Source organism: Duganella sp., from assembly GCF_039595735.1.
GTDB lineage: Bacteria > Pseudomonadota > Gammaproteobacteria > Burkholderiales > Burkholderiaceae_D > Rugamonas.
This window is the reverse complement of record NZ_JBCNLB010000002.1, coordinates 263,217-289,459: the sequence shown is the minus strand read 5'-3', so window position 1 is coordinate 289,459 and position 26,243 is coordinate 263,217. Positions and strand designations below refer to the sequence as shown.

The following is a 26,243-nucleotide window of genomic DNA, read 5'->3' as shown; positions in this document are numbered from 1 at the left end:
GTGCCGCTCAGCAAAATATTTTGGGGCTTTCTACGGACTCAAAACTTGTTTCGCATAGGACAAAAGCGAGTTTGCAGCACCTGGAGAATAATGGCTTCCATTGGGGCGCGGAAATAAAAGTTTTTAACGCGCTCATCCCTTAACCCTATGGAGGTCATTATGATGAGTAAGTCCCTGTCCCGCGTTGCACTCGTTACCGCGGTCGGCGCCACGCTGTTGCCGCTGCTGAGCGGTGCTGCCTCGTACAGCAACGGCAGCCGCAGCGCCAACTTCGACGTCTCGCTGAAAATCATCGCGGACTGCACCATCGCCGCCAATGCGCTGGACTTCGGTCAATCGCAAGGCGTGCTGGCAACCGCGGTCAACGTCAACACCACGCTCAATATCACCTGCACCAACACCACCCCGTACAACGTCGGCCTGAACGCCGGCACCGGCACTGGCTCCAGCGTCGCCTCGCGCGTCATGAGCGGCACCGGCGCCAACACCAGCACCGTGTCCTTCACCCTGAGTCAAAGCGCGGGCGGCGCCAACTGGGGCAATACGCAAGGCACCGACACCGTCTCCGGCACCGGCAGCGGCACCGTGCAAAATCTCACCGTGTTCGGCTCCATCCCGGCACAGGCCACGCCGCAACCTGATACCTACAAGTCGACCATCCAGGCCACCGTGTACTTCTAAGCAGATTTCCCCGACCGTCGCCCTCAAATCAGGCTACGCGTTTCAGCAGCATCCAGCGCCCAAACCCGCGCCAATCTCCTTTTGTTTCGTTATTGTTCCTGCTCGCGCACGGCCAGCACGCGATCGATCAAACCATATTCGGCACCTTCACGGGCAGACATGTAATTGTCGCGGTCCGAATCTTTTTCGATCTGCGCCAGCGTCTTGCCGGTACGTTCGGCCAGAATGGTGTTCAGCCGCTGCCGCTGATACAGCACCTCGCGCGCCTGGATTTCGATATCGGCCGCCACGCCTTGCGAGCCGCCGTGCGGCTGATGGATCATGATGCGGGCGTTCGGCAAGGCATACCGCTTGCCGATGGCGCCGGCCGCCAACAGGAAGGAGCCCATGCTGGCGGCAAAGCCGGTGCACAGGGTCGACACGTCCGGTTTGATGAACTGCATGGTGTCGTACACCGCCATGCCCGCGTACACCGAGCCACCCGGTGAGTTGATGTACAAGGAAATATCCTTCTCCGGATTTTCCGATTCAAGAAACAGCAATTGCGCCACCAGCAGGTTGGCCGATTGCTCGGTCACCTCCCCTACCAGGAAAATCACACGTTCCTTCAGCAGCCGTGAGTAAATGTCGAATGCGCGTTCGCCGCGCCCGGTTTGTTCGATGACGGTTGGGATCAGTGCAGTCATGGCAGTCCTTTTGCGGTAAAGTGGGATCACTGCCCGCTTGACGCTTGACGCCCGCCGCCGTGTGACGCGCGAAAAAATATCTCGCCAACGTGTCACATTCGCGCCGCGCCAGGCGTCATGGCAAGCCAGCCCTCACCGGAGATTCGCCATGGATGCCGCCCTGTTTGAACAACTACGCCCACGCCTGGAAGCCATCAGCAGCCGCATCGTCGGCAGCCGCGCGGAGGCGGAAGATATCGTTCAGGATTGTTTTCTCAAATGGCAGAGCGCTGACCAGACGGCGCTGATCACCCCCGCCGCCTGGCTGACCACCGTCGTGCAGCATCAATCGATAGACCGCCTGCGCAAGCGCGTACGCGACGAAGCGGCGGCCCACGCCGCTGCCGAGCTGACGCCCGCGACCGCCCCCGCCTTGCCGGAAGATGAACTGCTGCGCCGCGCGGAACTGGGCGCAGCGCTGGCGCGCATGCTGTCATGCCTGTCGCCGGCCGAGCGCCTGGCCCTGGTGCTGCACGAGGTATTTGACTGCGAACACGCCGACATCGCCGCGGCGCTCGGCACCCGGCCGGCAAATGCGCGCCAGTACGTGGCACGCGCACGCCGCCGGCTGCGGGAAAACGCCGCTGAAGCCGAACGCGATGAACAACTCAACCGCGAACTGGTGCGCCGCTTCCAGTCCGCCATCAACGGCATGGACGTGCCGGCGGTGATCACCCTGCTGGGCGATGGGCAGCCGGTATCGGTCAGCGCCTGCGCCAACGATGCCGCGTACTGCCTCGCCCTGGCCGCCTGACTATTCCTTGGGCGCCTGCTGGGCGCCGAAGTTCACTTTCGGCAGATCGACGGCTTTGCCATTGATGGTCAGCTGGCCGTTCTTGAAGTCGATGTTTGACCGCAGCTCGTCCTTTTCGACCACGGCAAAGCCGCCAGTCACGGCCTTGCCGACCACCATGCTGACAAGGCCATCCGCGGCGGCATCAATCTGCTTCGTGGCATCCGGCGTATCGGGAGGCAGCGACTTGCTAGTGATGGCGCGGCCGACCTCACGGATCAGCGCCACCGGCACCCGCACCTCAACATGCGCCACCAGTTTTTTCATCAGCGTGGCCACGCTGTCGAAATCCGCCTCCACCACTTTCTGGAACGTGATGCGGCCCTTGATTGCCGCCACATTGCCGCGATACGCCGCGCTGATGTCGTCGATATTCAGCACTGCACCCGCCTGAACCAGGCGCTTGCCGAACTCCGTCAGCTTGCGCATCATCAGCGCCTGCTGCGCCTCGGGCGCCAGCTGGCTTTCCTCCTGCTTGCGCAGCGACTGGTCCAGTTCCGCCATTGCCTTGGCCGGAATCTGCGTCAGGCGGAAGGCAAGGTTGACGCGTTCGACGCGCTCGGCGCCAAACACAATCGCCTTGGTGGACGAACGATAGCCGATTTCGGCCATGCTGCCGCGACGCACGGATTCCGAACGCGCCTGCATGTCTTCAAAGCGTATCAATTCCCTGGCTTCCTTGCCGCCCACCGCCGCATCGCGCACGATGATGGCAGCGATGCCGAAGGTGGCGGTGCCATACGAAACGCCATCAGCGCCGCGCTGCTGCCTGGTGGCCATGCTCATGTTCTGCAAGTTGGCAGAACCTTCCTGGCGCGCGATCACCAGCGATGGCCACTTCATGGTCGCATTGACGCCGCGGCCTGCCTTGTCGGTCGAGATGTTTGCCGTCAGCTCGGTCCAGCTGAAGTCCGTGCCGTTACCTTGCACCCACAGGTAGGGGGCCAGCTTGGCCACGTAATTGATCTGGCCTTTGGCGCCCGGCACGCGCTGCATCGGGAACGGACGTTCGGTGCCGAAGATCTCCTTCAGCTTGGGGCGCAGCTCAGGCGAGAATTCAAATTTGCTCTGCGCGTCCAGCAGCTTGACCATATTGCGCTCATTGCCTTGCGCAGCGCGCAGTTCCTTCATCGCCTGCGACAGCGTGGCGGCGTGTTCCTTGGTGAGCAGTTCCGGAAACTGCCTGGCTTGGTCAGCGTGGGCGGGAATGGCCAGCAAGGCGCCGGCCGTGGTGAGTGCAAGGAGAGTCTTTTTCAAAGCGATACCGGGGAAAGTCAAAAGTGCGCTATTGTAGCCACCCGACCCGCCCCGGAAATACGCACTTTGTCACTGCAGGTCTGGATACGGGTTCTTGCCGCCTTCAGCAATGAACTGATCGATGCGCGCTTCCAGCACCGGCAGCGGCACCGAGCCCAGTTGCAGCACGGTGTCGTGGAAGGCGCGGATGTCGAACTTCTGGCCCAGTGCCTTCTCCGCCTTCTTGCGCGCGTTGATGATGCTCATCTCGCCCAGATAGTAGGACAGCGCCTGGCCTGGCCACGAAATGTAGCGGTCCACTTCCGTTTCGATCTCGTGATTGGACAGCGCGGTATTCTCGCGCAGGTAATCCTGCGCCTGTTTGCGCGTCCAGCCCTTGCTATGTAGGCCGGTATCCACCACCAGGCGCGAAGCGCGCCAGGCCTGATAACTCAGCATGCCGAAGATTTCGTACGGCGTTTCATACATGCCCATTTCCACGCCCAGGCGTTCGCTGTACAGCGCCCAGCCTTCGCCATACGCCGAGATATAGGCATTGCGGAATGGCGGGCGGCCCTTCTGCTCCATCGCAATCGGCATCTGGAAAGCGTGGCCCGGCGCCGATTCATGCAGCGTCAGCGCCGGCATGCTGTACAGTGCGCGCGAAGGCAGGTTGTAGGTGTTGACCAGATAGACGCCCGGACCGCCGCGGCCCGAAGTGTAGAACGGCGCCTGATCATCCGGCACTGGAATCACGGCAAAGCGGCGGCGCGGCAGATAGCCAAAGTACTGCGATACCTTGCCGTCAAACTTCTTGGCCACCCAGGCGGAACGCATCAGCAGTTCCTCCGGCGTCTTGGCGTAGAACTGCGGATCGGTACGCAGGAACTGCAGGAAGGCCGGCAGATCGCCCTGGAACTTGACTTGCTTGATCACGTCCTGCATCTCGGCGCGGATCTTGGCCATTTCTTCCAGACCGATGTTGTGGATCTGGTCCGCCGTCAGCGAGGTGGTGGTGAATTCGACGATCTTCGATTGGTAGTAAGCTTTACCGTCCGGCAGGCTCTCGGCCGCCAGTTCCTCGCGTGCGTTGGGCACGTACTCTTCACGCATGAACTTTAGCAGCGACTGGTGCGCCGGAATCACGGTATCGCGGATCACCTTCACCGCCTGCGCGCGCAGGTCTTCCTGCTGCGCCGCCGGCATGGTGGCCGGCATGGCCTTGAACGGCAGGTAGAACACGGTGTCCTGCGGGGTTTTCGCTTCCGTCACCGAGGTGATGGAACCGTCGCGGCCCACCAGCGTGACTTTCGGCGGCGTGAAGCCGCGCGCCATGCCGGCCCGCATATTGACGATTTCCTCGTTAAAGTAGCGCGGCACATCGGCCAGTTGCTTCAGGTAGTCGCGGAACTCCTTTTCCTTGGTCATCGGGCGGCGCGCGGTGCCGGCCATGTTGGACCAGAAGGCGGTATCGGCATTCAGCGGCTTTTCATATTCGCGGAACTGCTGGGCGGCGATGAAGGCGGCGATCTGCGCCTTGTACACCTGATAGTTGATGCGCTCCGGCGCCGACAGACTGGATTCCTTGATGCCGTCCAGCTTTTTCATCACGCCCTGCCAGTAAGCCAGACGCTTGTTCTGGGTGGCGGCGTCGATGCGCGGCAGCGATGGCGATACGCCGCTGTCGTCATCGTCCTCGCCATCCTCCTGCTTCTGGCTCAGGCGCCATTTCCATTCCTGGGTGTAGACCGCCTTGAACTGGGCGTCGGCCGGGCCGGCCTTGACTGCCGGCGCGGCCGCGCCAGCGTTGAGACATACCAGCATCACTGCACCGGCAATGGCGGTGCTGAACTTCTTATCCATAGATCTCCAGATCGATTACATGTTCAATAAATTACGGCGTTCACGCAGCAGCGCGGTGAAGCTGTCGGCGTTGACCGGACGGCTGAAATAATACCCCTGCATCTCGTCGCAACCGCGTTCGGTCAGGAACTGCACCTGCTCGCGCGTTTCCACGCCCTCCGCAATCACGCGCATATTCAGGTTGTGCGCCAGCGAGATCACCGACAGCGCGATCGCCGCATCGGCGCTGTTGGTGGTGACGTCGTCGACGAAGGATTTGTCGATCTTCAGCACGTCGATCGGGAAGCGCTTCAAATAGCTCAGGCTAGAATAGCCGGTACCAAAGTCGTCCAGCGAAATGCTGACGCCAATGTCCTTGAGGCGGCGCAGCGCCGCCACGGCCTTGTTCGGGTCGCCCATCACAGTGCCTTCGGTGATTTCCAGGCCCAGATATTCCGCCGCCACGCCGAATTTGCGCAGCGTGCTTTCCACGTAAGGCACGGTGGCGTCGTTGGCAAACTGCCCCGCCGCCAGGTTGACCGCGACCTTGATCTTGCCCAGGCCCTGGTCGTGCCACACCTTCATCTGCGCGCACACGCTCTCCAGCACCCACTCTCCGATCGAGTTGGCCAGGCCATACTCCTCGGCCAGCGGGATGAAGCGGTTCGGCGGCACCTTGCCCAGCACCGCGTTATCCCAGCGCAGCAGCGCCTCGGCGCCGACCATGGCGCCAGTCTTCAGGCAGACTTGCGGCTGGTAGTGAACCTCAAACTCGTCGCGCGCGATGGCGCCGCGCAGCTGGCTCTGGATCGCCAGCTTGTCGCGGATTTCCGCATCCATGCGCTCGGTGAAGAAGGCGTAGTTGTCACGGCCGATTTCCTTCGCGCGGAACAGCGCCGTGTCGGCGTTGCGCACCAGCTCATCGAAACTCTCGCCATCGGTCAGGCTGACGGCGATGCCGATACTGGAGGTGACGGTAATCTGCTGGCCGTCGATCACCAGTTCCTTGCGCAGGCCGGCCAGAATCTTTTGCGCCAGCGCGATGGTGGTGGTGAGCTGGGTATCGTCGTCGACAATGATCTGGAATTCATCGCCACCCTGGCGCGTGACGGTGTCGCTCTCGCGCACGGTCTCGCTCAGGTATCTGGACACCACCTGCAGCGCCTTGTCGCCCATGTCGTGGCCATACGAATCGTTGATGCTCTTGAAGCGGTCCAGGTCCAGGCACATGACGGCCACGCAGCGGCCCTCGCGGCGCGCGGCAGCCAGCGTCTGCACGAAGCGCTGGCGCGCCAGCATGCGGTTCGGCAGGCCGGTCAGCGCATCGTGGTTGGACAGGAAATCGATCAGGTGCTGCTCGGCCTTGCGTTCGGTGATGTCCATGAACACCGCCACGTGGTTGACGACATGCCCGTGCTCGTCGCGCACCACGGAAGCGCTCAGCAGGCCGGGATAGGTGTCGCCGTTCTTACGGCGCGCCAGGATCTCGCCCGACCAGTGGCCGGTGGTCACCACCGACTGCACCATGGCGCCAAAGGAGGAGGAATCCTGTTCGCCGGCATACAGCAGGCCGGCGTTCTGGCCTTTGACTTCCTCGGCGGTGTAGCCGGAAATTTGCGTGAAAGCGGGATTGGTGGCGACGATGCGGGCATCGCGATCAGTCACCACAATGGCATCTTGGGTAGCCTCAAACACCTGGCTGGCAAGACGCAGAAACTCTTCATTGGCGCGGCGCTGCTCCACTTCCCTGGCCAGTTCGGCCGTGCGCTCGGCCACCCGCTCTTCCAGCAAGGCGCGCTCACTGGCCAGCGCTTTCTGCGCGCGCCCCAGCTTGACGTGGGCGTCGGTGCGGGCCAGGATCTCCTCGGCCTGGAATGGCTTGGCGATAAAATCCACCGCGCCCAGTTCAAAGCCGCGCACCTTGTCGTCGGTGTCGTGCTGGGCGGAAAGGAAGATCACCGGCACTTGCGCCAGTTCCGGCGTGGCTTTCAGACGGCGGCAAACCTCAAAACCGTCGATGCCGGGCATGCGGATGTCGAGCAGGATCAGCTCCGGCGGACGCGATTGCGCGGTCCACAGCGCCAGCTCGCCATTGGGCGCCTGACGCACGTAGTAACCGGCTTCCGTCAGCAGGTCGCTCAGCAGCTTGAGCGAGGCCGGCGTGTCCTCCACGATCAGCACTTCGCCCTTGGTGTGTTGTTCCGACAAATCCCGGTGCATGTAAAACTCTCTCGCCTAGTCAACCGCTCAACTACTCTATGATATACCCCTCATGCTGGGGACTCCAATTCATTACCCGCTTCGTCCAGCAGGGCGCATAGCTGTGGGTACTGGTGCAGCTGGATCATGTGCTGGATGCGCGCCACTACCTCTGCCAGCTCGGGCGGCAAAGGCGCCAGCAGCGCATTCACGCGCGACAGGTTCAGTTCCTGCAGGGCGGTTTTCAAGTCGTCGCGCAAGGCCGGGTCGAGGCGCTGCAGGTCTTCGCGCGCCAGCGGCGCCGGCGCCACCGGCCGCATGCCTTGATGGCGGCGCACGAAGTGCACCCCCAGCTGCTGCTCCAGCACCGCATACAACTGCTCCTGCTCGACCGGCTTGCGCATGAACTCATCGGCGCCGGCGCTCAGCGCCTCTTCGCGTTCCTCCGCAAAGGCGGAGGCGGTCAGCATCACGATGCGCGGTTGCGGCCCCTCCTTGTTGGCGCGGATGCGGCGGGTGGCGCTCAGGCCATCCAGCGCCGGCATGCGCCAGTCCATGAACACGAGATGCGGCTGCCACACGTCCACCATGGCCAGCGCCTGCGCGCCATCTCCCACCGCCGCCACATCAAAGCCGAGTGGCTTCAGCAGGCTTTCCAGCAGCGTGCAGCCGTCGGCGTTGTCATCGGCCACCAGAATGCGGCGGCGCTGCTGCGGCTCCAGCGCGCTGACCTCCTCCTCGCTCGCGGCCGGCGCTTCGTCGGTCACCTGCACCGTCACCGTGAAGTGGAACGTGGCGCCGGCGCCCAGCGTCGACTGCAGCGCCAGAGCGCCGCCCATCAGCTGGACGAATTCGCGCGAGATGGTCAGGCCCAGGCCGGTCCCCTCCTTCGCGCCCGGCCCGTCGGCCTGGATAAACGGTTCAAAGATGCGGGCCTGGTCTTCCTGCGCGATGCCGGGGCCGTTGTCGATCACCGCAAACGTCAGCTCGCAGTCGCCATTGCGCGCGCTGCCGCGCACGCGCAGCGTCACCTTGCCCTGCGCCGTAAATTTCACCGCGTTGGACATCAGATTCAATAAAACCTGGCGCAGCTTGGTGCCGTCCACGCGCGCGCTGGCTGGCAGGCCAACGCTGTCCAGCTCCAGCTCCACGCCGGTCTGGCCGGCGCGCATGCTGACCATGTCCATCACTTCCTGCAGCATGTCGTTGAGGTTGACCACTTCGGTTTGCAGCACCGCGCGCCCGGCCTCGATCTTGGACAGTTCCAGAATGTCGTTAATCAGCGTGAGCAGGTGCTGGCCAGAGCGGTGGATGATGGCGAGGTTGCGCTTCTCTTCCGGAAGCATGTTCTTGGAGTCGGCCATCAGGCGCGAGAAGCCGATCACGGAGTTGAGCGGCGTGCGCAGCTCGTGGCTCATGTTGGCCAGGAAGGTACTCTTGGCGCGGTTGGCGGCCTGCGCCTGGCGCACCGCCACCGACAGCGCGTTGGTGCGCTCGGCCACCAGTTCCTCCAGATGAATGCGGTGACGGCGCAGTTCCGCTTCGGCCGTGCGGCTGGCGGTGACGTCGTAATTCACGCCCACCATGCGCATCGGATGACCTTCGGCATCGCGGAACACCATGGCGTCCGCCTTCAGGTAATGCAGCGAGCCGTCCGGCCAGATCAGGCGGAACTCGACGTCGAATTCGGCGGTGCCGTCCAGCGCCTGCTGCAGCAGCATCTCGGTGGGAATGGCGTCGTCCGGATGCACCATCTTGCGCCAGGTGTCGAACGGCTTTTCCAGCGTGCGGCCTTCCAGTCCGTGCAAACGGTACATCTGCTCATCCCACACCATCTCGTCGGTGACGATATTCCAGTCCCAGATGCCGATGGCGGCGGCGCTGGACGCGATCTGCAACCGCTCCTCGCTGGCGTGCATGGCCACGTAACGGCTTTCCATCAGGCGTACCATCTCGCGGATCGAGGCGTTCAGCGTTTTCAGTTCGCCGGTATACCAGTCGCGCGGCGGCGAGGCGCCCGGATTCAGGCCAGCCTTGACGCTGGCCGCATAGCGTTCGATATTGGTCAGCGGCTTGAGGATCAGCTGCCACAGCAGCAGGTACAGACTGAGCACCAGCGTCACATCCAGCACGAAAATCAGGCCGGCGATGGTGTACAGGCGCTGGCGCAGCTGCTCGATCAGCACCGCCGGCGAAGCGTACACGGTGATGGTGCCGATATTCTGGCCGCCCGCCACGATGGGGCGCTGCTCCGACAACAAGGCAGGATCGGACGGGAAACGCTCGCTCGGCACCAATTGTGCCTGCTCGTTGCGGGTCAGGATGAAGGGCTTGGTGCTGGCCGCCGGCGCCACCGCGCTGGCATACAGGTCACGGTTGCTCAACCCGCTCTTCATGATGGTGATGATCTGGGTTTCGTCGAAATTCCAGGCCGGCAGCGCCACTGCGGCGGCCAGTTCATCGGCGCTGTTGGCCAGCGTCTTGTGCAACTGCTCCCAGCGCTGGGCGCGCTCCACCTGATAGAAATACAGCGCAAAAGTGGTCAGCACCAACGTCACCACGGCGGTCAGCGTCACGCTGACGAATACAGCGATCGATACCTTTCCTAAGCGGCGGGCGAGTCGGACCAACATCGGAAAACCATTCTTTGGGGTTAATCTGCGTTGTTACGACTTAGATCATAGGTTCAAACTGATATGAAGTCCATGGGAATTTGCGCTCAAGCAACATCCTTGGCGGAATGTAACTGATCCCAGGCGTTGGCTGTGCTGAGGAACAGCTTGCCGTTCAGCTCCTGCAGCAGCGTGCTATTGCGCAGCCGGTCCATCACCGGCCCTTTGACTTCCGCCAGATGCAGCCCGATACCGCGCCGCTTCAGGCTCTGATTCAATTCCGACAACGCCATCAGCGCGGTGGTATCGATCGAACTGACCGCCGTCATCACCAGCACCAGATGGCGTGCGCTCTGGTGGGTGGCCAGTTCGCATTCGATGCGCTCGCTCACCGCTTCCACATTGCCGAAGAACAGATTGGCGTCGATGCGCAGCACCAGCAGTTCCGGCTGGGTCTCGGCCGGATAGCGTTCGATATTGCGGAAATGCTCACTGTTGGCGATGCGGCCGAGCACCGCGATATGCGGCCGGCTGGCGCGCCAGATCAGGGTCCCCATCGACAGCGCCACGCCGATGATCACCCCCGCTTCCACACCCAGCACCAGCACCCCGAGGCAGGTCGCGCCCCAGGCCAGCGCGTCGCCGCGGTCGTATTCCCAGGCGGTGCGCAGGATGCCCAGCTCCAGCATGCCCAACACAGCCACGATGATGGTGGCGGCCAGCACCGGCAGCGGCAGCAAGGCCAGCCAGCCGGTTGGCGCCATCAGCGCGCACGCCAGCAGCACCGCAGTAATCAGGCTGGCCAGCGGCGTATTGGCGCCGGCCGCGAAGTTGACGGCGGAGCGCGACAGGCTGCCCGTCACCGGAAAACCGCCGGACAGCGCGCTGGCCACGTTGGCCGCGCCCAGGCCGATCAGCTCATGATTGCTGACCAATTTCTCATTGCGCTTGAGCGCCAGCGCCTGCGCGCCGGACATCGACATCAGGAACACGATGAAGCCGATCAGCAGCCCCGGTTGCAGCAGCGCGCGCCAATGCTGGCTGGATGAAGCAAGATTCAGATGCGGCAGGCCAGCGGGAATGGCGCCGGTGGTGCGCACCCCCATCTCGGCCAGGCCGGTGGTGGCCATCAGCGCGATGCCGCCCAGGACCACTGCCATCGGCGCGAGCTTGGCGCCAATATCGGCGGCGACGGGCGGCAGGCCGCAGCGCCTGAGCAGCGCGGCCAGATAGAAACGCGCCAGCACCAGCAGCAGCAACGCGCCGACGCCCAGCGCGGCGCTGGGCGCGTGCCAATGCGGCAGTTCGGCGCCAAGCAGCGTATGCACCTGATCGAAAGCGATGACGATGGCCGAACCGACCGTGAAGCCGCTCATCACCGGGCGCGAGAAGAAATTGGCGAGGAAGCCCATGCGCAGCAGGCCGCACAGCAGCAGGACGGCGCCGGCCACTAGCGCCAGCTGCGCCGCCAGCACGCCAGCCAACGCGGAACCGGCCGGCGCCATTGGCCCGATCACGGCGGCGGTCATGAGCGAAATGATGGCCATAGGGCCAACCGACTGCGTCATGCTGCTGCCGAACAGCGCATACACGATGGGCGGCATGATGCTGGCGTAGATGCCGACTACCGGCGACAACCCCGCCACCATGGCATACGCCATACCCTGCGGGATCATCATCATCGCCACCACCAGCCCGGCGCTGATATCGCCGGGCAGCTGATCACGCCGGTAAAGCTTCAACCATTGCAGCATTGTCGTTCCAGATACAGAAAATGCCGACAGTTTACATCAAATGAGAATTTCAAATTAGCTAATGCGAAAAACTCATAAGCCAGGTCCGAGCTTTGCCTGAGTCAGCTCAGACTCGGGCGCAATAGCGCGCAAACGCGACAGGCTGGTTACGCGCCGACGCCGCCGGTCAATTTGCTTGATACAGAAAGACGGCTTTATTATTAATGACTCGTCTCAACGACCGTCAACGAACGGGGCAAGCCTGGACTTCACGCAGTGGTTGGGCTGCCAGCCGCCAAATAATTTTTCGACAACGAAATTATCTGCAAAACCTGCAATAAAACCAGCTACGACGAGGGATATGATCGCACGGAACTGAACACACGATGGTGTCCCGCGGAGTGGTGTATGAAGACTGCGCCGGAACGGGCGTTTAGGAAGGCTGCCTGAAGGGGCGGTCATTGTGATTCTTAAGGTAAATTTGGGTTTGCGAAGACTCAACTCAACCAATAGGAAGCCACAATGACCACCACCACTATCGCATTTTCTGAGCTTGCCGAAAAGGGGCAGACGCAGATTTCATTCGCCAGACCCTGCAGCATGCCCTGCAGCGCCTCATGGAGATGGATGCCGAGGCGCTCTGCCGGGCCGCTTACGGCGAGCGCACTGATGAGCGTATCAACAGCCGCAATGGCTACCGCGACCGAGCGTACGAGACGCGGGCCGGCAAGGTAGACTGAAGATTCCCAAGTTACGCAGCGGTACCTATTACCCAAGCTTCCTGGAGCCGCGCCGTACCGCCGAGAAGGCCCTCACGGCCGTGATCCAGGAAGCTTATATCCAGGGAATCTCCACCCGCTCGGTCGATGAGCCGGTTAAGGCCATGGGCATGAGCGGCGTGTCTAAAGCCAGGTTTCACGACTGTGCGAGGAGATTGACGAGCGGGTTCACGCTTTCCTGGAGCGCCCCATCGAGGGCGACTGGCCTTACCTCTGGATCGATGCCACCTACGTCAAATCCCGCGAAGGTGGGCGCGTCGTGTCCGTAGCAGTAATAATCGCCGTTGCCGTTAACACTGACGGTGTGTGCGAGATTCTTGGCGTTGCCACTGGCGCATCCGAGGCCGAAACTTTCTGGACCAATTTCCTGCGCAGTCTGACCCGCCGCGGCCTGCATGGCGTGAAGCTGGTCATTTCAGATGCCCATGAAGGGCTTAAGGCAGCTGCCAGCAAGGTTTTAAAGACCAGTTGGCAGCGCTGCCGCGTCCACTTCATCCGCAACGCTTTGGCCCATGTCGGAAAGGGGCAGCGTCAGGCGGTACTGGCAATGATCAACACGATCTTTGTGCAGGAAACGGCGGAAGCGGCCGCTAGTCAGTGGCGCATCGTGGCCGACCAGTTGCGCGCTAAGTTCCCCAAACTGGCCGCCATGATGGACGATGCCGAAAGCGAGGTGCTGACCTTCATGAGTTTTCCGCGCGCGCACCGAACACAAATCCACAGCACCAATCCCTTGGAGCGCTTGAACGCCGAAGTCAAAAGGCGCACCAACGGCGAAATCTCACGGACAGAGTAGCGGCGTTGCATGGAGAGGAAGCGGGGCGTTAACTCTAATTAAGGCAGCGGACGGGCCGTGGAAGAATCGGACTGAGAGTCGCGCGTCAGAAGAAGCTGAGAGCGCAATCGCTATAATCATTTCCGATCGCGCTCTCAGTACATCATTTAGCCCCGCATCGTGGCGCGGCCTTTGGCGTCGAGGGTGACTTCGGTGAGGCGATCGCCCTGACGGATCTTGAGTTTCTGGTGGGGCTTGCCACGCACCTGGAGTTGTTTCAGGCGTCCCTCCGACCAATCGAGATCCAGTTCAACGCCGCCGCGGGCGCGGACGCCGTGCACGGAACCTTCCGGCCAGGCTTTCGGCAAGGCCGCCAGCAGGCGGATTTCGCCTCCCCACGATTGCACCAGCATTTCCAGGATCGCCGCCGTGCCGCCGAAGTTGCCGTCGATTTGGAACGGCGGATGAGCGTCGAACATGTTCGGGTAGGTGCGCTCCGGGCCAAGTAGCCCTTGCAGGATAGCGTAGGCGCGCTCGCCCTCGCCCATGCGCGTCCACAAAGCCAGGCGCCAGGCGGTGGCCCAGCCGGTGGATTTGTCGCCGCGCGTGTTGAGCGTGTTTTTTGCGGCGGCGATCAGTTCCGGCGTGTCGCGCACGTTGATTTGTTCGCTCGGGTAGATGCCGTACAGGTGCGAGACGTGGCGGTGCTGCTGCTCCGGCGCGCCGGCGTCCCAGTCCTCCAGCCATTCCTGCAACTGGCCTTGCGCACCGACGCGATCGACCGGCAGGCGCGCGCGTTTGGCTGTCAGTTCGGCCGCAAAGGCGGCGTCGCTTTCTTTCAGCAGTGCGTGCGCCTGCAAGGTCCAGCTGAACAGGTCGCGAATGATCTGGCGGTCCATGGCCGGACCGGCGCACGTGGCCACACCATCGTGATGCTGGTTCTCCGGCGAGATGGACGGCGAAGTCACCAATCCCCTGCCCTGCGGATCTTCCACCAGCGTGTCGATGAAGAACAGCGACGCGCCTTTCAGCAGCGGATAGATGCGGCGCAGCCAGCCTTCGTCCAGGTTGTATTCATAGTGATCCCACAGGGCCTGGCACAGCCACGCGCCGCCGCATGGCCACATGCCCCACAGCGGGCCATCAATCGGCGCAGCCGCGCGCCACAAGTCGGTGTTGTGATGCGCCATCCAGCCGCGCGCGCCGTAGCCTTTGCGGGCGGCGATGGCGCCGGTCAAGCTCAGGTCTTCCACCATACGCAGCAAGGGCTCCACGCATTCGCGCAGATTGGCCGATTGCGCCGGCCAGTAATTCATCTCGGTATTGATGTTGATGGTGTACTTGCTGCCCCATGGCGGATTGGTGCCTTCGTTCCACAAGCCCTGCAAGTTGGACGGCTGGCTGCCGGGACGTGACGACGACAGCAGCAGATAGCGGCCATACTGCACGTACAGCGCCGCCAGACCAGCATCCGGCTGCTGCTCGGCCACCGCGATGCGCTGGTTGGTCGGACGCGGATCGGCCGCGCCGGAGCCAAGCCGCAAGGACAAGCGACGGAACAGCATCTGGTGCGCATGTACATGGCTGCTGCGCAGGCGCGCGTACGGCTTGGCGGCAGCGGCGGCGGTTTGCGCACGCACGGTCTTCACCGGATCGCCGCTGACGTCGGCGTAGTTGACGTAGCTGGTGGCGGCGGCCACCAGCAGCGTGATGGTGGTGGCGCCGCGCACTTCGATCCGGTCTTCACGCGGCGTGATGGTGCCATCGCCCAGCGCCTGCACGCGCACCGCGTAGCGCAGGGCCGCTGGAATGCCGGCGGCAGCCACGTTGCGGCCTTCGATCAGCAAGGCGTCGGCGCCATCGGCACGGATCGACAGCGACGACGGCCGCTCTGCGGCGCGCAGAGATTCGCGATAATCCCAGGGCGTAACCGACGCCGACTTGGCCGTTCCGCTGCCGTTGTAATCGGTGGCGCCGTACTGCACTTCGACAGGATGACGATAGCCCAGGTCAAAGTTCATCACGCCGCCGCTGGCGGTCAGCCGTATCACGATCACCTGGTCCGGCGCACTGGCGAAGACTTCACGTTTGAACTGGGTGGCGCCGTTGTTGAAGCGCGTGGAGCTGATGGCGGTATCGAGGTCGAGCCAGCGGCGGTAAGCCGTGCCGGCCGACAGTCCCTGGAAGTCCAGCAGCAGATCGCCGGCCGCGCCGTAAGGCATTTGCGTCGCCGGCACGCCCATCATGGACGAGGAGATCAGATCAGCCGCGTCCTTGAACTTGCCGGCATCGATCAGCGCCCGCACCTGCGGCAGCGCGGCGGCGGACTTCGGGTTATTCGGATCATACGGACCGCCGGCAAACAGCGTGTCCTCATTCAGTTGGATGCGCTCCTGGGCGATGCGCCCGAAGCTCATGGCGCCAAGCCGGCCGTTCCCGACCGGCAGCGCCTCCACCCATGGGCCGGCGGCCTGCTCGTACCACAGCGACAGGCTCTCCTGCTGGCCGCGCGTGGTGGCTTGAACGGCGGCGCGGGCCAAACCGGGAAAGGCCATCGCCAGTCCCGCCGATATCATAAAACTGCGTCGTGTCGTCTCCATGCGTCCATTGTGAGCGGGTCAGGCCAACATCTCAATTACGAAATTAACCAAGCCGCCGACGATATTGTGCAGTCAGCCCGGCAGCGAGTCGCGCACCGCCTGCAGCACCTCGACCGACAAGGCCTCGTCATCGACCGCGCGCGACAGCACGATGGCGCCAACCATGGCCGCGTAGGTGGCCAGGGCCTGCTTGCGTTTCTCGGCGTCGTCCGCGCCTGGCATCAACTGCTGCAGCACCGCCATCTGACCGGTGGCGCCTTCAGTCACCGCATGGCGTGCTTTGGGGCCGAGACGGGCAATGTCGGCGCCCAGCGCCGTCACCGAGCATCCCTTCTCCGGATGATCGCGATGCTGTTTGGTCAGGTAACCGTCGCCGATCTTGTCCAGCGCAGTCGCACGGTCCTCGGCCAGATAGCCTTCCCAGCGCGCCACCGATTTTTTCAGCGCATGCGCGGCCGCTTCGGCCAGCAAGTCTTCCTTGGACTCGAAATGGCCATAGAAACCGCCGTGCGTCAGGCCAGCGCCCTTCATCAGATCGGCCACGCCGATGCCGTCATAGCCCTTCTCGCGGAACAGCCGCGCGGCCGTTTCCACGATGCGCTCGCGGTTGAGCGCTACTTGTTCCCTGCTGACTTTCATATTCGCCTCCTACTTCAACCGTATTGACATTATATATTACGAGCGTAATATATCAAACATTATGACCATCATTAAAGGTAACCCATCATGAAAGCAGTTATCAGCGCCTACGCGCGTTCGCCCTTTCATTTCGCCCGCAAAGGCAAGCTGGCCGAGGTGCGCCCCGACGATCTCGGCGCGCAGGTGGTAAAAGGCCTGATCGAACGCACCGGCATCGATCCGCGCCGGCTGGACGACGTGATTCTCGGCTGCGCCTACCCTGAATCCGCGCAGGGCAACAATCTGGCGCGCATCGTCTCGCTGCTGGCCGGGTTCCCGCATGAAGTCAGCGCCATGACCATCAACCGCTTCTGCGGTTCGTCGATGTCGGCGGTGCACATCGCCGCCGCCAATATCGAGGCCGGCCTGGGCGAGGCTTATCTGTGCGTCGGCGTCGAGTCGATGACGATGGTGCCGCAAGGCGGCTTTAACTTCTCTCCGCACCCGCAGCTGCTGGCGGACACCGACACCTACATCAGCATGGGCGACACCGCCGAAAACGTCGCCCGCAAGTACGAGGTGTCGCGCGCCGACCAGGAAGAGCTGGCGCTGCAGTCGCACCAGAAGGCCGCCGCGGCGCGCGCGGCCGGTCTGCTGAAAGACGAAATCGTCCCCATCACCACCGCCAACGGCGACGTGATCACGGAAGACGGCTGCATCCGCCCCGGCACCACGCTGGAGGCGCTGGCGTCGTTGAAGCCGGTCTTCGATCCTGAACACGGCGTGGTCACGGCCGGCACCTCGTCGCCGCTGACCGATGGCGCATCGGTGGTGCTGGTGACCACCGAGGAATTCGCCCGCAAGCATGGGCTGGAGCCGAGCGCGCGCATCGTCTCGATGGCGGCGGTAGGCTGCGATCCGGCGCTGATGGGCGTCGGCCCGATACCGGCCACGCAAAAAGCCCTCAAGCTGGCCGGCCTGAAGGCGGAAGATATCGACGTGGCGGAGATTAACGAAGCCTTTGCCTCGCAGGCGCTGGCCTGCGTGCGCGAGCTGGGAATCAAGACGGAAGTGCTCAATATCGACGGCGGCGGCATGGCCATCGGCCACCCGCTGGGCGCCACCGGCGCGCGCATCACCGGCAAGGCGGCCGCGCTGCTCAAGCGCACCGGCGGCCGCTACGCGCTGGCCGCCCAATGCATCGGCGGTGGCCAGGGTATCGCGACCATCCTGGAAAAGATTTAAACCGTCGCCAGCTCGATGCAATTGCGGCCCGCGCGCTTGGCGCGGTGCAGCGCTGTGTCGAGACGGTCCAGCACTGTGGCGCTGCCTTCGTCGGCGTTCACCTGCGTCACGCCCAGGCTGATGCTGACGGTGGCGCCAAAGCCGGCGCCCGGCAGGTCAGCCTCGGTGATGGCGACGCGCAGTTTTTCCGCCAGCCGCAGCGCGTCGTCCGCCGTGGTGTGGGTGGCGACGATCAGGAATTCCTCGCCGCGCATGCGCGCCAGCGTGTCCGAGGTGCGCAGGCGGCCCATCACCGTTTCCGCGATTTTTTGCAGGGCCAGATCGCCCACGGTGGAACCGTATAAATCGTTTGCGGAGCGGAAGCTGCCTACGTCGAACGTCAGCACCGACAGCGGCAGGCCATAGCGGCGCGCGCGGCGGATTTCATTGTCCAGCGTATCCTCGCCGGCGCGGCGATTGGCGGCGCCGGTGAGCGCGTCGACGGTGCTCATCTGCGACAGCTGGCCGGACAGGGCGTCGTTCTCGTGCTTCAATTCGCTCATGCCAAGGCCGAAGCTGACAAACTGCGCCAGGCTGGCGAAGCAGGCAAACTGCTCACGCGAGAAGGTGATGTGGCGGTCGAACATCAGGCAGATGGCGCCCATCTCGGGGCCACCCGGTTCCGCGCGCAGCGGCAGCGCCAGCACCATGCGCACATTACGGTCATGCAGCTGCATCGCCAGTTCCGGATCGCCGGCTTTTTCCGGCGCATCCAGCAGCACCATTTCGCCGCGCGAGACCGCCATCAGCGGCGGGAACACATCGCGCAGCGGCGATTGCAGCAGGCGGTCGCGCCGCTGGAGCAAACGTCCCAGATCCAGGTGGTTGCGCGCTTCCTGCGCCACCAATTGCAGGTCGCCGCGTCCTTTCATGTGCAGCAGCGAGGTATGGCGCACGCCAGGGAAATTACACAGGGCCAGGCAGATCTGCGAGGCCATGGTGGCGATGGTGTCGATGCCGCCCAAGGCGCGCTGCAGGCTGCGCTGCACGCCCAGCAGGTCGCGCAGCTCTTTTTCCTTGTCCAGCAGCTCCTGCTGCATGGCCGCCGCCGCATCGGCCGGCACGGCCAGCGCCTGCCGCACGGCCTGTTGCAGCTCGTCGTTGAGCACCGGGCAAATGCGGTAATCGAAGGTGCCATAGGCCATCAACTCGGGCAGCCAGGCGCTGTGCTCATAGGCGCACAGCAGCAGGATGGGAGCGCCGGCCCGGCTGCGGATCAGCGCACCGACGCCAGTCAGTTCATTCAGGTGGTCGAAACCGTTCAGGTCCAGGATCAGCAGATCGGTCTCGCGCTTGACCAGCGCGACGCCGGCGGCATCCACGCTGTCGCACAGCACCAGCTGGCTGAACATCTCTGCGCAGCAGGACTGGAATTCCGCGCGGCGCTCGCCGCTTGGGTTAAAAAATACGCCCGTGCTGCTCGATCGGGTGAAAACGTCCGCCATGATGATACTCCCCTGCTTTGGTTCTATTTTAGGTTTTAAAACTGTCTCGTCTGATAGTGTGCCATAAAGTTCATAATTAGCAATATTTTTTGCATTAAAGATCATTTTTTTTTGCCGGTGATGGCTTGTCTGTGTGAGTAAGCGCACGGTCCGGCCGGCAGCCCGCGCCATACTGTTCCTTCGACATCAAGGAGGACACCATGGCAAATTCGGAAAACAAGGCTGATCCAGGCTCGGCAAGCTTGCAGCGCGAAATTCAGCAGCGCCAGGACCAGGCGGACCGGCAAAGCCAGGGCGGCAGCGAGAGCAAGAGCAAGGAACCCGTCCAGACCACGGACCACCAATATCCCGGCACGCCGATGCCATCCCAGCACCTTGAAAAACCGGGGCTGGAAGCCGACATGCAGCAAAAGCCCGAATTCCTGGCGCCCGATTACGTCGGCAGCGGCAAGCTGGCCGGCATGGCGGCGCTGATCACCGGCGGCGACTCGGGCATCGGCCGCGCGGTGGCGGTGCTGTATGCGCGCGAAGGCGCGGACATCGCCATCGTCTACCTGGAGGAAGATCAGGATGCTGAAGACACCAAGCGTTATGTCGAGGCCGAAGGCCAGACCTGTTTGCTGCTCCGCGGCGATGTGCGGGATCCTTCGTTCTGCCGCGACGCAGCGCAGCAGGCACACGAGCGCTTTGGCCGGTTGGACATATTGGTCAACAACGCGGCGTTTCAGGAGCATGCGGAAAAACTGACCGACCTGACCGAGGACCGCTTTGACCTGACCATGAAGACCAACGTCTACGGCTACTTCCACATGGCCAAGGCGGTGCTGCCCTATCTGAAGCGCGGCGCCTCGATCATCAATACCGGCTCGGTCACGGGGCTGGAAGGCTCCAGCCATTTGCTGGACTACTCCACCACCAAGGGCGCGATCCACGCATTCACCAAATCGCTGGCTTCCAACCTGCTGGAGCAGGGCATCCGCGTGAACGCGGTGGCGCCAGGCCCGGTGTGGACGCCGCTGAATCCGGCCGACGCCACACCGGAAAAGATCGCCAAGTTCGGTGCGGACACCGACATGAAGCGCCCTGCCCAACCGCAGGAACTGTCGCCGGCCTATGTGTTCCTGGCCGCGCCGTGCTGCTCCAGCTACATCTCCGGCATTGTGCTGCCGATTACCGGTTCGGTGGGAGGCTAGTCATGGCCGCGCGCGCTTTGTGGAAAGGAGCGATCAGCTTTGGCCTGGTCTATATTCCGGTCGAGATGTACACGGCCGTGCAGGAGCACGACCTGGATCTGACCATGCTGGACCGGCGTGACTTCTCGCCGGTCGGCTACAAGCGCTATAACAAGAAAACCGGCAAGGAGGTGACGTGGGACGATATCGTCAAGGGCTACGAATACGAGGATAACGAGTACGTGGTGCTGTCCGACGAGGATCTGAAGCGCGCCAATGTGGAGGCGACGCAGACCATCGATATCGTGGCGTTCGTGGAGGCGGCCGATGTACCGCTCACCTATTATGAAACGCCCTACTACCTGGCGCCGGCCAAGGGCGGCGGCAAAGTGTATGCGCTGCTGCGTGAGACCTTGCGCAAGGCCGGCAAGATCGGCATCGCCACGGTGGTGATGCGCACCAAGCAGCATCTGTGCGCGCTGGTGTGCGTGGAAGACAAGATCGTGCTCAACACCCTGCGCTACGCGACCGAGATCCGCAGCGCCGAGGAGCTCAAGCTGCCGCCAGCCACCATGAAGGCCGCCGGCATCAGCGACAAGGAGCTGCAAATGGCGCTGTCGCTGGTGGACGGCATGAGCGAGGAATGGAATCCGGAGCAGTATCACGACACCTACAAGGAAGACGTGATGGCCATGGTGAAGAAGAAAATCAAGGCCGGCCAGACCAAGACCATCACGGCGCCGGACAAGGAAACGGCTGCGCCGAAAGCCTCCAATGTGGTTGATCTGGTGGCGCTGCTGCAGGATAGTCTGGGCAAGCGCGGCGGCAAGGGTGCGGCAGCCAAGTCGCGGCCTGCGCCCGTTGAGGAAGAGGAGGACGAAGAAGAGGAAGAAGCCAAGCCGAAGGCGCGCAGCAGCAAGTCCGGCAGCACCACGCGCCGCAGCACGTCGACCTCGCGCGCCAAGAGCAGTACCAAGTCCACCGCAAAGACCGCGAGCCACGCCACCGCAGCCAAACGCAAACCCGCCACCAGCCGCAAAGCCGCGTGATGAGCGGAGCGCGGCCAGCCCGCCGGGGCGGTGAGGCCGCGCTGTCCTGCGGCGTTCCCCCCTCCCCCGCTTAGCCCTGTCCTGGCTTGAACTTCATCAGCTTCATTGCCGGCGCCAGACCCTTGGCGGATTTGGCGTAATCGTCCCATGGTGCGTTGCCGACGTCGAGACGGTCGTGGACGTTGGTGACGTTCCATTGGTCCGCGCTCTGCAAGCCATCCAGCTCATCCCACGTAATCGGTACGGAGATGCCCAGGCCAGGCCGCGTGCGCGCCGACCATGCGCTGACGGTGGTGGCGCCGCGTCCATTGCGCAAATAATCGATGAAGATTTTGCCGACGCGGTTGCGCGGGCCGCTTTTCACCACAAAGCGATCCGGAATGGTTTGCGCCATGTGGGCAACAATCGCTTGCGAGAAGGACTTCACGTCGTCCCAACCGTAACCAGGCTTGATGGGCACCACCACGTGCAACCCCTTGCCGCCGCTGGTCTTGAGGAAGGCCGGCAGTTCAAGCCCGGTGAGGAAGGCGCGCATCAGGTGGGCCGCTTCCTTGACCTGGTCCCAGCTGACATTCTTGCCGGGGTCGAGGTCGAAGATCATGCGGTTGGGTTTTTCGTAGCTGCTGCCGTTGGCGTTTTGCGTGTGCAGCTCGACCACGTTCATCTGCGCGGCTGACAGCAAGGCTTCTTCAGTCGGCACTTCCAGCATCGGCGGGTGATCCGGATCGAGCGACTGCTTGAACTGCTTCACGCCAGGCATGCGGCTGATTTCAGCGTGCTTCTGGAAGAACAGTTCACCGCCCACGCCTTCCGGCGCGCGCACCAGCGATACCGGGCGGCCCTTGAGGTGCGGGATCATCAGGTCGGCCACCAGGGCGTAGTAGCGTATCAGCGCAATCTTGGTGGCGCCGCTTTGTTTGTCGATGACGCGGTCTGGATTGGTAATCTTCATGGAGGCGAGCGCGGATTGCATGGCGGGTTGCTCCTCTTTGATGTGAACTGGCGTTTCGCGTGTGATCCCTGCGGCGCGCTTGTCTTTGCGCAGGCCCTGGAACACGGCGTGGCGGATCGAGCCGGAATGGGTCCATTCGCTGAAGCTGATTTCTGCCACCAGTGTGGGTTTGAGCCAGTGGGCTTTTTTGTCGATGTCGCGGCTGGGGGCGAACGGGCTTTTATCGGCGTGGAGCTTGTCCATTTTCGCTTTCAGGTCCTGCAGCGAGGTGGCGTTGAAGCCGCTGCCGACGTTGCCGGCGTATTGCAGTTTGCCGTCCTGGTCGTAGGTGCCCAGCAGCAGAGAGCCGAAGCCGCTGCGCGAGCCTTGCGGGTCGGTGTAGCCGCCAATGACGAATTCCTGGCGCTGGCCGCATTTGAGTTTGATCCAGGTGCCGGTGCGGCGCGCGGTGTAGCGCGAGTCCTTGCGCTTGCCGATGATGCCTTCAAGGCCCATCTGGCAGGCGGCGGCGATCATATCCTGCGGCGGTGCGCTCAACGCGGCGCTGAAACGGACGTTGTCGGTTTCACGCTTGGCCATGATGTCTTGCAAGATAGCGCGGCGGTCCTCCAGCGGCAGATCGCGCAAATCGCGGCCGTTATGAAATGGCATGTCGAACAGGAAGTAGACGATGTCGCCGGGATGGTCTTCGTCGAAGGCGTTTTGCAGCAAGCCGAAGTCGGGGCGGCCGCTTTCATCATGGACCACGATTTCGCCATCGTACCAACCCGAGGGCAGCTTGAGGCGCGCCAGTTCGGCACGCAGCGGTTGCAGCTTGTGGGTCCAGTCGTTGCCATTGCGGGTAATCAGGCGGATGTCCTTGCCGTCCACGCGGGCCAGCAGTCGGTAGCCATCGAACTTGACCTCGAACAGCCAGTCCTCCGCCGACGCCGGCGGTGCATCGACCAAGGTGGCCAGTTGCGGCGACAGCGTCTCGGGCATCGCCGCCTTCGGCGCGGCGCGCGCCAATGCCGCGGCGTTGGCGGCCGACGGCTCCGTGGCCGCGGTCGTGTGGTGCGCAGCGGCGGGCATCGGCAGCGCTTTCACGCTGTCTGGCATCTCGTCCACCACACTGAATTCCTCAGCGGAGCGCACGTACTCATCGTGCTCCTTGATCAGCAGCCACGGCTCCTGCTTCTCGCCCTTCCCCTTCATCCGCACCAGCACCCAGCGGCCGTGCATCTTGTGGCCGTACATTTCAAATTTCAGATTGCCGGCCTTGAGCGCCTTGTGTGGATCATCGAGCGGCTTCCATGTGCCCTTATCCCAGATGATCACCTTGCCGGCGCCGTATTGCCTGGGCGGGATCGTGCCTTCGAAATCGTTGTACGAAATCGGATGGTCCTCAACATGCACCGCCATGCGCTTGTCATGCGTGTCGTAGCTCGGCCCTTTGGGCACGGCCCAGCTCATCATGACGCCGTCCAGCTCCAGGCGGAAATCGTAGTGCAGGCGCGTCGCCCAATGCTTCTGGATGACGAACGTCAGCGCACCAACGCCTTCCTCCCCCCCTTCCGCCGGTTCCGGCGTGATGGCGAAGTTGCGTTTGGCCTTATAGGTTTTGAGCGAGCCTTTCATGCGCTCAGCCTATGCCCGATTCAGCGCGCACACCGTGCGATAACGAACATGTAAGCGATTGTAAAGACCGTCAACGATACGATTTCAGGCGGCGTTTTTTGCTCAGAGACGCGGGAATTGTCCCGGGCCCGAAACCTGAAAACTAAAGGATTGAATCATGACTAAAGTAATCGCTACCCTGATCGCCGGCCTGTTCGCTACCGCAGCATTCGCACAGACTCCAGCCCCTGCCACTCCAGCCACCCCGGCCGCAGCCAAAGCCGAAGCCAAGGAAACCAAGGCAGCCGCCAAAGCCGAAGCCAAAGAAACCAAAGCCGAAATCAAGGCAGAAGCCAAGACTGCCAAGGTAGAAGCCGACGCCAAGAAAGACGTCGCCGTCGCCAAGGCCGAAGAAAAAGCCGACAAGGCCGACGCTCATGCCAAGGCCACCAAAGCCAAAGCCAAAGCGCATGCCAAGGCCGAAAAAGCAGAAACCACCCCTGCCCCAGTCGTGACCAAGTAACTATGTCATCCGGCGCACGCGGACGGTGCGCCGCTGCGGTCCATGGAACGCACGAGCTGACATAGCGCATGCCTTCCATGGACTCCGGCGTACGCCGGAGTGACGAAAAAAAAGCGGACCTCACGGTCCGCTTTGCGTTACTTCTGCGCCAGCGTCGTTGGCGGGGCATCGCCCCAACCACCGCCCAGCGCGCGGATCAACGCCACCGTCGTGATGGCACGATTGCCGCGCAACTGCACCGCATTGCGCTCCACCGTCGCCAGGTTGCGCTGCGCATCCAGCAGATCCAGATAGCTGGAGCGGCCGGCCGTGTACAGCTTCTGCGCCAGGTCCGCCGAACGGCGTGCCGACACCACGGCGTCTTCAATCTGCGCCGTCTGGCCAGCCAGGATGCGCAGGCCCGCCAGGTTGTCTTCGACTTCCGCGAACGCCGTCAGCACACTCTGACGATACGTGCCGACCGATTCCTCCAGCGCCGCTTCGCTGCGCGTGATGTTGGCGCGGTTGCGGCCACCATCGATCAACGGCATCGACAGAGCAGCACCCAGCAACCACGAACGGCTGCTCCACTTGAACACATCCGCCACCGTGTTACCCGAGACGCCGCCCGCATTCGCGTTAAGCACCAGCGATGGGAACATGGCCGACCGCGCCACGCCGATGCGGGCATTGGCCGCTTCCATCGCGCGCTGTGCGGCGGCGACATCCGGGCGACGCTCCAGCAGGGTCGAAGGCAGACCGGCAGGAATCACCGGCAGCAGCGTGCCATCCAGCAGCGGGCTGTTACCGGCCGTGTAGCTGGCCGCTGGCTTGCCCAGCAGGACCGCCAGCGCATGCTCGGTGGTCACGCGTTGACGCTGCAGGCCAATGGCTTCGGCCCGCGCCGTCGCCAGTTCGGTCTTGGCACGCGACAGATCGAACTCGCCAATGTCGCCCAGGTCGAAACGGCGCTGGTTGACCTTGACGTTTTCTTCACGCGTCTGCACCGTGCGGTTCAGCGTTTCCAGCTCGGCGTCGGTGGAACGAAGACGGAAGTAAGTCTGCGCCACATCGGCCTGCACCGCCAGCAACACCGAGCGGTAGTTGGCTTCCACCGAAGCGGCGTCGCCACGCGCTGCCGCCACATTCGACGATACGCGACCGAACAGGTCAACCTCGTAGCTGGCCGTCAGGCTGGCGTTGAACACCTTGGCCGGATCGACCGGCGTACCGGCCGGCAGGCCGGCCTCCGTCGGCGACTGGCGCAGACGCTGCGCACCGGCATTCACGCCGACCTGCGGGATGCGGTCCGCTTCCGCGATGCCGGCAATGGCGCGCGCCTGCTTGACGCGGGCCGCAGCCACGGCCAGGTTGGCGTTGGCGCGCGTGGCTTCGTTGATCAGCTCATTCAGGGCCGGATCATTGAAAGCCAGCCACCACTCGCCGCGCGGCTGCGCTTCGGCAGGTTGCGCCTGTTTCCAGGTGCTGCCGTCGGCGGCGGTCTTGACCTCCGCCGGCGCCTGCGACTCCTTGAAGGCGGTCGGCACTTCGATCGCTGGCTGCTTGAATTCCGGTGCGGCGCACGCGGTCATCAGCAAGGCAGCCAGGATGGGCGCAACGCCTTTTGCGATCATATGCAGCTTGTTCATG

General features: G+C 63.1%; 17 protein-coding genes and 1 pseudogene. 7 read left to right on the top strand and 11 right to left on the bottom strand.

Annotated features, from left to right (window positions below):
* The first annotated feature begins 159 nt into the window (after positions 1-159).
* On the top strand, positions 160-681 hold the full coding sequence (locus ABDW57_RS06325; RefSeq protein WP_343729353.1) for a spore coat U domain-containing protein: 522 nt from the start codon (positions 160-162) through the stop codon (positions 679-681).
* Positions 682-770: 89 nt separating this feature from the next.
* Here the strand turns inward: ABDW57_RS06325 and clpP are convergent, their stop codons facing one another.
* Positions 771-1,367 (bottom strand): ATP-dependent Clp endopeptidase proteolytic subunit ClpP, encoded by a 597-nt coding sequence (gene clpP, locus ABDW57_RS06320; protein WP_343729352.1) that lies wholly within the window; start codon positions 1,365-1,367, stop codon positions 771-773.
* Between the two features lie 148 nt (positions 1,368-1,515).
* On the opposite strand from clpP, the gene ABDW57_RS06315 reads away from it, so the two are divergent.
* Positions 1,516-2,160, top strand: a complete 645-nt coding sequence (locus ABDW57_RS06315; RefSeq protein WP_343729351.1) for a sigma-70 family RNA polymerase sigma factor — start codon at positions 1,516-1,518, stop codon at positions 2,158-2,160.
* On the opposite strand, the gene ABDW57_RS06310 is transcribed toward ABDW57_RS06315, so the two are convergent.
* The 5 genes from ABDW57_RS06310 to sulP form a co-directional block, all read right to left on the bottom strand.
* Positions 2,161-3,456 (bottom strand): DUF945 family protein, encoded by a 1,296-nt coding sequence (locus ABDW57_RS06310; RefSeq protein WP_343729350.1) that lies wholly within the window; start codon positions 3,454-3,456, stop codon positions 2,161-2,163. It lies immediately after the preceding gene.
* 69 nt (positions 3,457-3,525) lie between these two features.
* The gene (locus ABDW57_RS06305; protein WP_343729349.1) at positions 3,526-5,298 is read right to left on the bottom strand and encodes a DUF885 family protein; all 1,773 of its coding nucleotides are present in this window, start codon (positions 5,296-5,298) and stop codon (positions 3,526-3,528) included.
* Positions 5,299-5,313: 15 nt separating this feature from the next.
* The gene (locus tag ABDW57_RS06300; protein WP_343729348.1) at positions 5,314-7,497 is read right to left on the bottom strand and encodes an EAL domain-containing protein; all 2,184 of its coding nucleotides are present in this window, start codon (positions 7,495-7,497) and stop codon (positions 5,314-5,316) included.
* A 50-nt stretch (positions 7,498-7,547) separates the two neighbouring features.
* Entirely contained in the window at positions 7,548-10,109 is a 2,562-nt protein-coding gene (locus ABDW57_RS06295; protein WP_343729347.1) for an ATP-binding protein, read from the bottom strand.
* Positions 10,110-10,195: 86 nt separating this feature from the next.
* A complete protein-coding gene (sulP, locus tag ABDW57_RS06290) occupies positions 10,196-11,842 on the bottom strand; it encodes a sulfate permease (RefSeq protein ID WP_343729346.1) in 1,647 nt (548 codons plus the stop codon).
* Positions 11,843-12,343: 501 nt separating this feature from the next.
* On the opposite strand from sulP, the pseudogene ABDW57_RS06285 reads away from it, so the two are divergent.
* Positions 12,344-13,372: pseudogene (locus tag ABDW57_RS06285) on the top strand (IS256 family transposase); the annotation flags it as partial.
* A 170-nt stretch (positions 13,373-13,542) separates the two neighbouring features.
* Here ABDW57_RS06285 and ABDW57_RS06280 read toward each other — a convergent pair.
* Positions 13,543-15,930: a glycoside hydrolase family 95 protein gene (locus tag ABDW57_RS06280; protein ID WP_343729345.1), complete on the bottom strand. Its 2,388-nt coding sequence runs from the start codon at positions 15,928-15,930 to the stop codon at positions 13,543-13,545.
* 117 nt (positions 15,931-16,047) lie between these two features.
* Positions 16,048-16,614, bottom strand: a complete 567-nt coding sequence (locus ABDW57_RS06275; protein ID WP_343729344.1) for a TetR/AcrR family transcriptional regulator — start codon at positions 16,612-16,614, stop codon at positions 16,048-16,050.
* Positions 16,615-16,701: 87 nt separating this feature from the next.
* Between ABDW57_RS06275 and ABDW57_RS06270 the strand changes: the two genes are divergently transcribed.
* Positions 16,702-17,838 carry a thiolase family protein gene (locus ABDW57_RS06270; protein WP_343729343.1) on the top strand — a complete coding sequence of 379 codons (1,137 nt, stop codon included), beginning with the start codon at positions 16,702-16,704 and terminating at the stop codon, positions 17,836-17,838.
* Here the strand turns inward: ABDW57_RS06270 and ABDW57_RS06265 are convergent.
* Entirely contained in the window at positions 17,835-19,322 is a 1,488-nt protein-coding gene (locus ABDW57_RS06265) for a GGDEF domain-containing protein (RefSeq protein WP_343729342.1), read from the bottom strand. The two genes, ABDW57_RS06270 and ABDW57_RS06265, sit on opposite strands and share 4 nt — an antisense overlap.
* Before the next feature lie 200 nt (positions 19,323-19,522).
* Between ABDW57_RS06265 and ABDW57_RS06260 the strand changes: the two genes are divergently transcribed.
* Positions 19,523-20,515 carry an SDR family oxidoreductase gene (locus tag ABDW57_RS06260; RefSeq protein ID WP_343729341.1) on the top strand — a complete coding sequence of 331 codons (993 nt, stop codon included), beginning with the start codon at positions 19,523-19,525 and terminating at the stop codon, positions 20,513-20,515.
* A 2-nt stretch (positions 20,516-20,517) separates the two neighbouring features.
* Positions 20,518-21,543: a Ku protein gene (locus tag ABDW57_RS06255; RefSeq protein WP_343729340.1), complete on the top strand. Its 1,026-nt coding sequence runs from the start codon at positions 20,518-20,520 to the stop codon at positions 21,541-21,543.
* A 70-nt stretch (positions 21,544-21,613) separates the two neighbouring features.
* On the opposite strand, the gene ligD is transcribed toward ABDW57_RS06255, so the two are convergent.
* Positions 21,614-24,112: a DNA ligase D gene (ligD, locus tag ABDW57_RS06250; protein ID WP_343729339.1), complete on the bottom strand. Its 2,499-nt coding sequence runs from the start codon at positions 24,110-24,112 to the stop codon at positions 21,614-21,616.
* Between the two features lie 157 nt (positions 24,113-24,269).
* Here ligD and ABDW57_RS06245 point away from each other — a divergent pair, with 157 nt between their 5' ends.
* Positions 24,270-24,614 carry a hypothetical protein gene (locus tag ABDW57_RS06245; RefSeq protein ID WP_343729338.1) on the top strand — a complete coding sequence of 115 codons (345 nt, stop codon included), beginning with the start codon at positions 24,270-24,272 and terminating at the stop codon, positions 24,612-24,614.
* A 137-nt stretch (positions 24,615-24,751) separates the two neighbouring features.
* On the opposite strand, the gene ABDW57_RS06240 is transcribed toward ABDW57_RS06245, so the two are convergent.
* Positions 24,752-26,242: an efflux transporter outer membrane subunit gene (locus ABDW57_RS06240; RefSeq protein WP_343729337.1), complete on the bottom strand. Its 1,491-nt coding sequence runs from the start codon at positions 26,240-26,242 to the stop codon at positions 24,752-24,754.
* Between the last annotated feature and the right edge of the window lies 1 nt (position 26,243).

What these genes read in the sequence shown, in the direction of transcription:
- ABDW57_RS06245 (WP_343729338.1), top strand. Translation starts at nt 24,270, where the DNA reads ATGACTAAAGTAATCGCTACCCTGATCGCCGGCCTGTTCGCTACCGCA.
- ABDW57_RS06315 (WP_343729351.1), top strand. Translation starts at nt 1,516, where the DNA reads ATGGATGCCGCCCTGTTTGAACAACTACGCCCACGCCTGGAAGCCATC.
- ABDW57_RS06295 (WP_343729347.1), bottom strand. Translation starts at nt 10,109, where the DNA reads ATGTTGGTCCGACTCGCCCGCCGCTTAGGAAAGGTATCGATCGCTGTA.
- ABDW57_RS06255 (WP_343729340.1), top strand. Translation starts at nt 20,518, where the DNA reads ATGGCCGCGCGCGCTTTGTGGAAAGGAGCGATCAGCTTTGGCCTGGTC.
- ABDW57_RS06265 (WP_343729342.1), bottom strand. Translation starts at nt 19,322, where the DNA reads ATGGCGGACGTTTTCACCCGATCGAGCAGCACGGGCGTATTTTTTAAC.
- ABDW57_RS06325 (WP_343729353.1), top strand. Translation starts at nt 160, where the DNA reads ATGATGAGTAAGTCCCTGTCCCGCGTTGCACTCGTTACCGCGGTCGGC.
- ABDW57_RS06240 (WP_343729337.1), bottom strand. Translation starts at nt 26,242, where the DNA reads ATGAACAAGCTGCATATGATCGCAAAAGGCGTTGCGCCCATCCTGGCT.
- ABDW57_RS06280 (WP_343729345.1), bottom strand. Translation starts at nt 15,930, where the DNA reads ATGGCCTTTCCCGGTTTGGCCCGCGCCGCCGTTCAAGCCACCACGCGC.
- ABDW57_RS06305 (WP_343729349.1), bottom strand. Translation starts at nt 5,298, where the DNA reads ATGGATAAGAAGTTCAGCACCGCCATTGCCGGTGCAGTGATGCTGGTA.
- ABDW57_RS06260 (WP_343729341.1), top strand. Translation starts at nt 19,523, where the DNA reads ATGGCAAATTCGGAAAACAAGGCTGATCCAGGCTCGGCAAGCTTGCAG.
- ligD (WP_343729339.1), bottom strand. Translation starts at nt 24,112, where the DNA reads ATGAAAGGCTCGCTCAAAACCTATAAGGCCAAACGCAACTTCGCCATC.
- ABDW57_RS06275 (WP_343729344.1), bottom strand. Translation starts at nt 16,614, where the DNA reads ATGAAAGTCAGCAGGGAACAAGTAGCGCTCAACCGCGAGCGCATCGTG.
- sulP (WP_343729346.1), bottom strand. Translation starts at nt 11,842, where the DNA reads ATGCTGCAATGGTTGAAGCTTTACCGGCGTGATCAGCTGCCCGGCGAT.
- clpP (WP_343729352.1), bottom strand. Translation starts at nt 1,367, where the DNA reads ATGACTGCACTGATCCCAACCGTCATCGAACAAACCGGGCGCGGCGAA.
- ABDW57_RS06270 (WP_343729343.1), top strand. Translation starts at nt 16,702, where the DNA reads ATGAAAGCAGTTATCAGCGCCTACGCGCGTTCGCCCTTTCATTTCGCC.
- ABDW57_RS06300 (WP_343729348.1), bottom strand. Translation starts at nt 7,497, where the DNA reads ATGCACCGGGATTTGTCGGAACAACACACCAAGGGCGAAGTGCTGATC.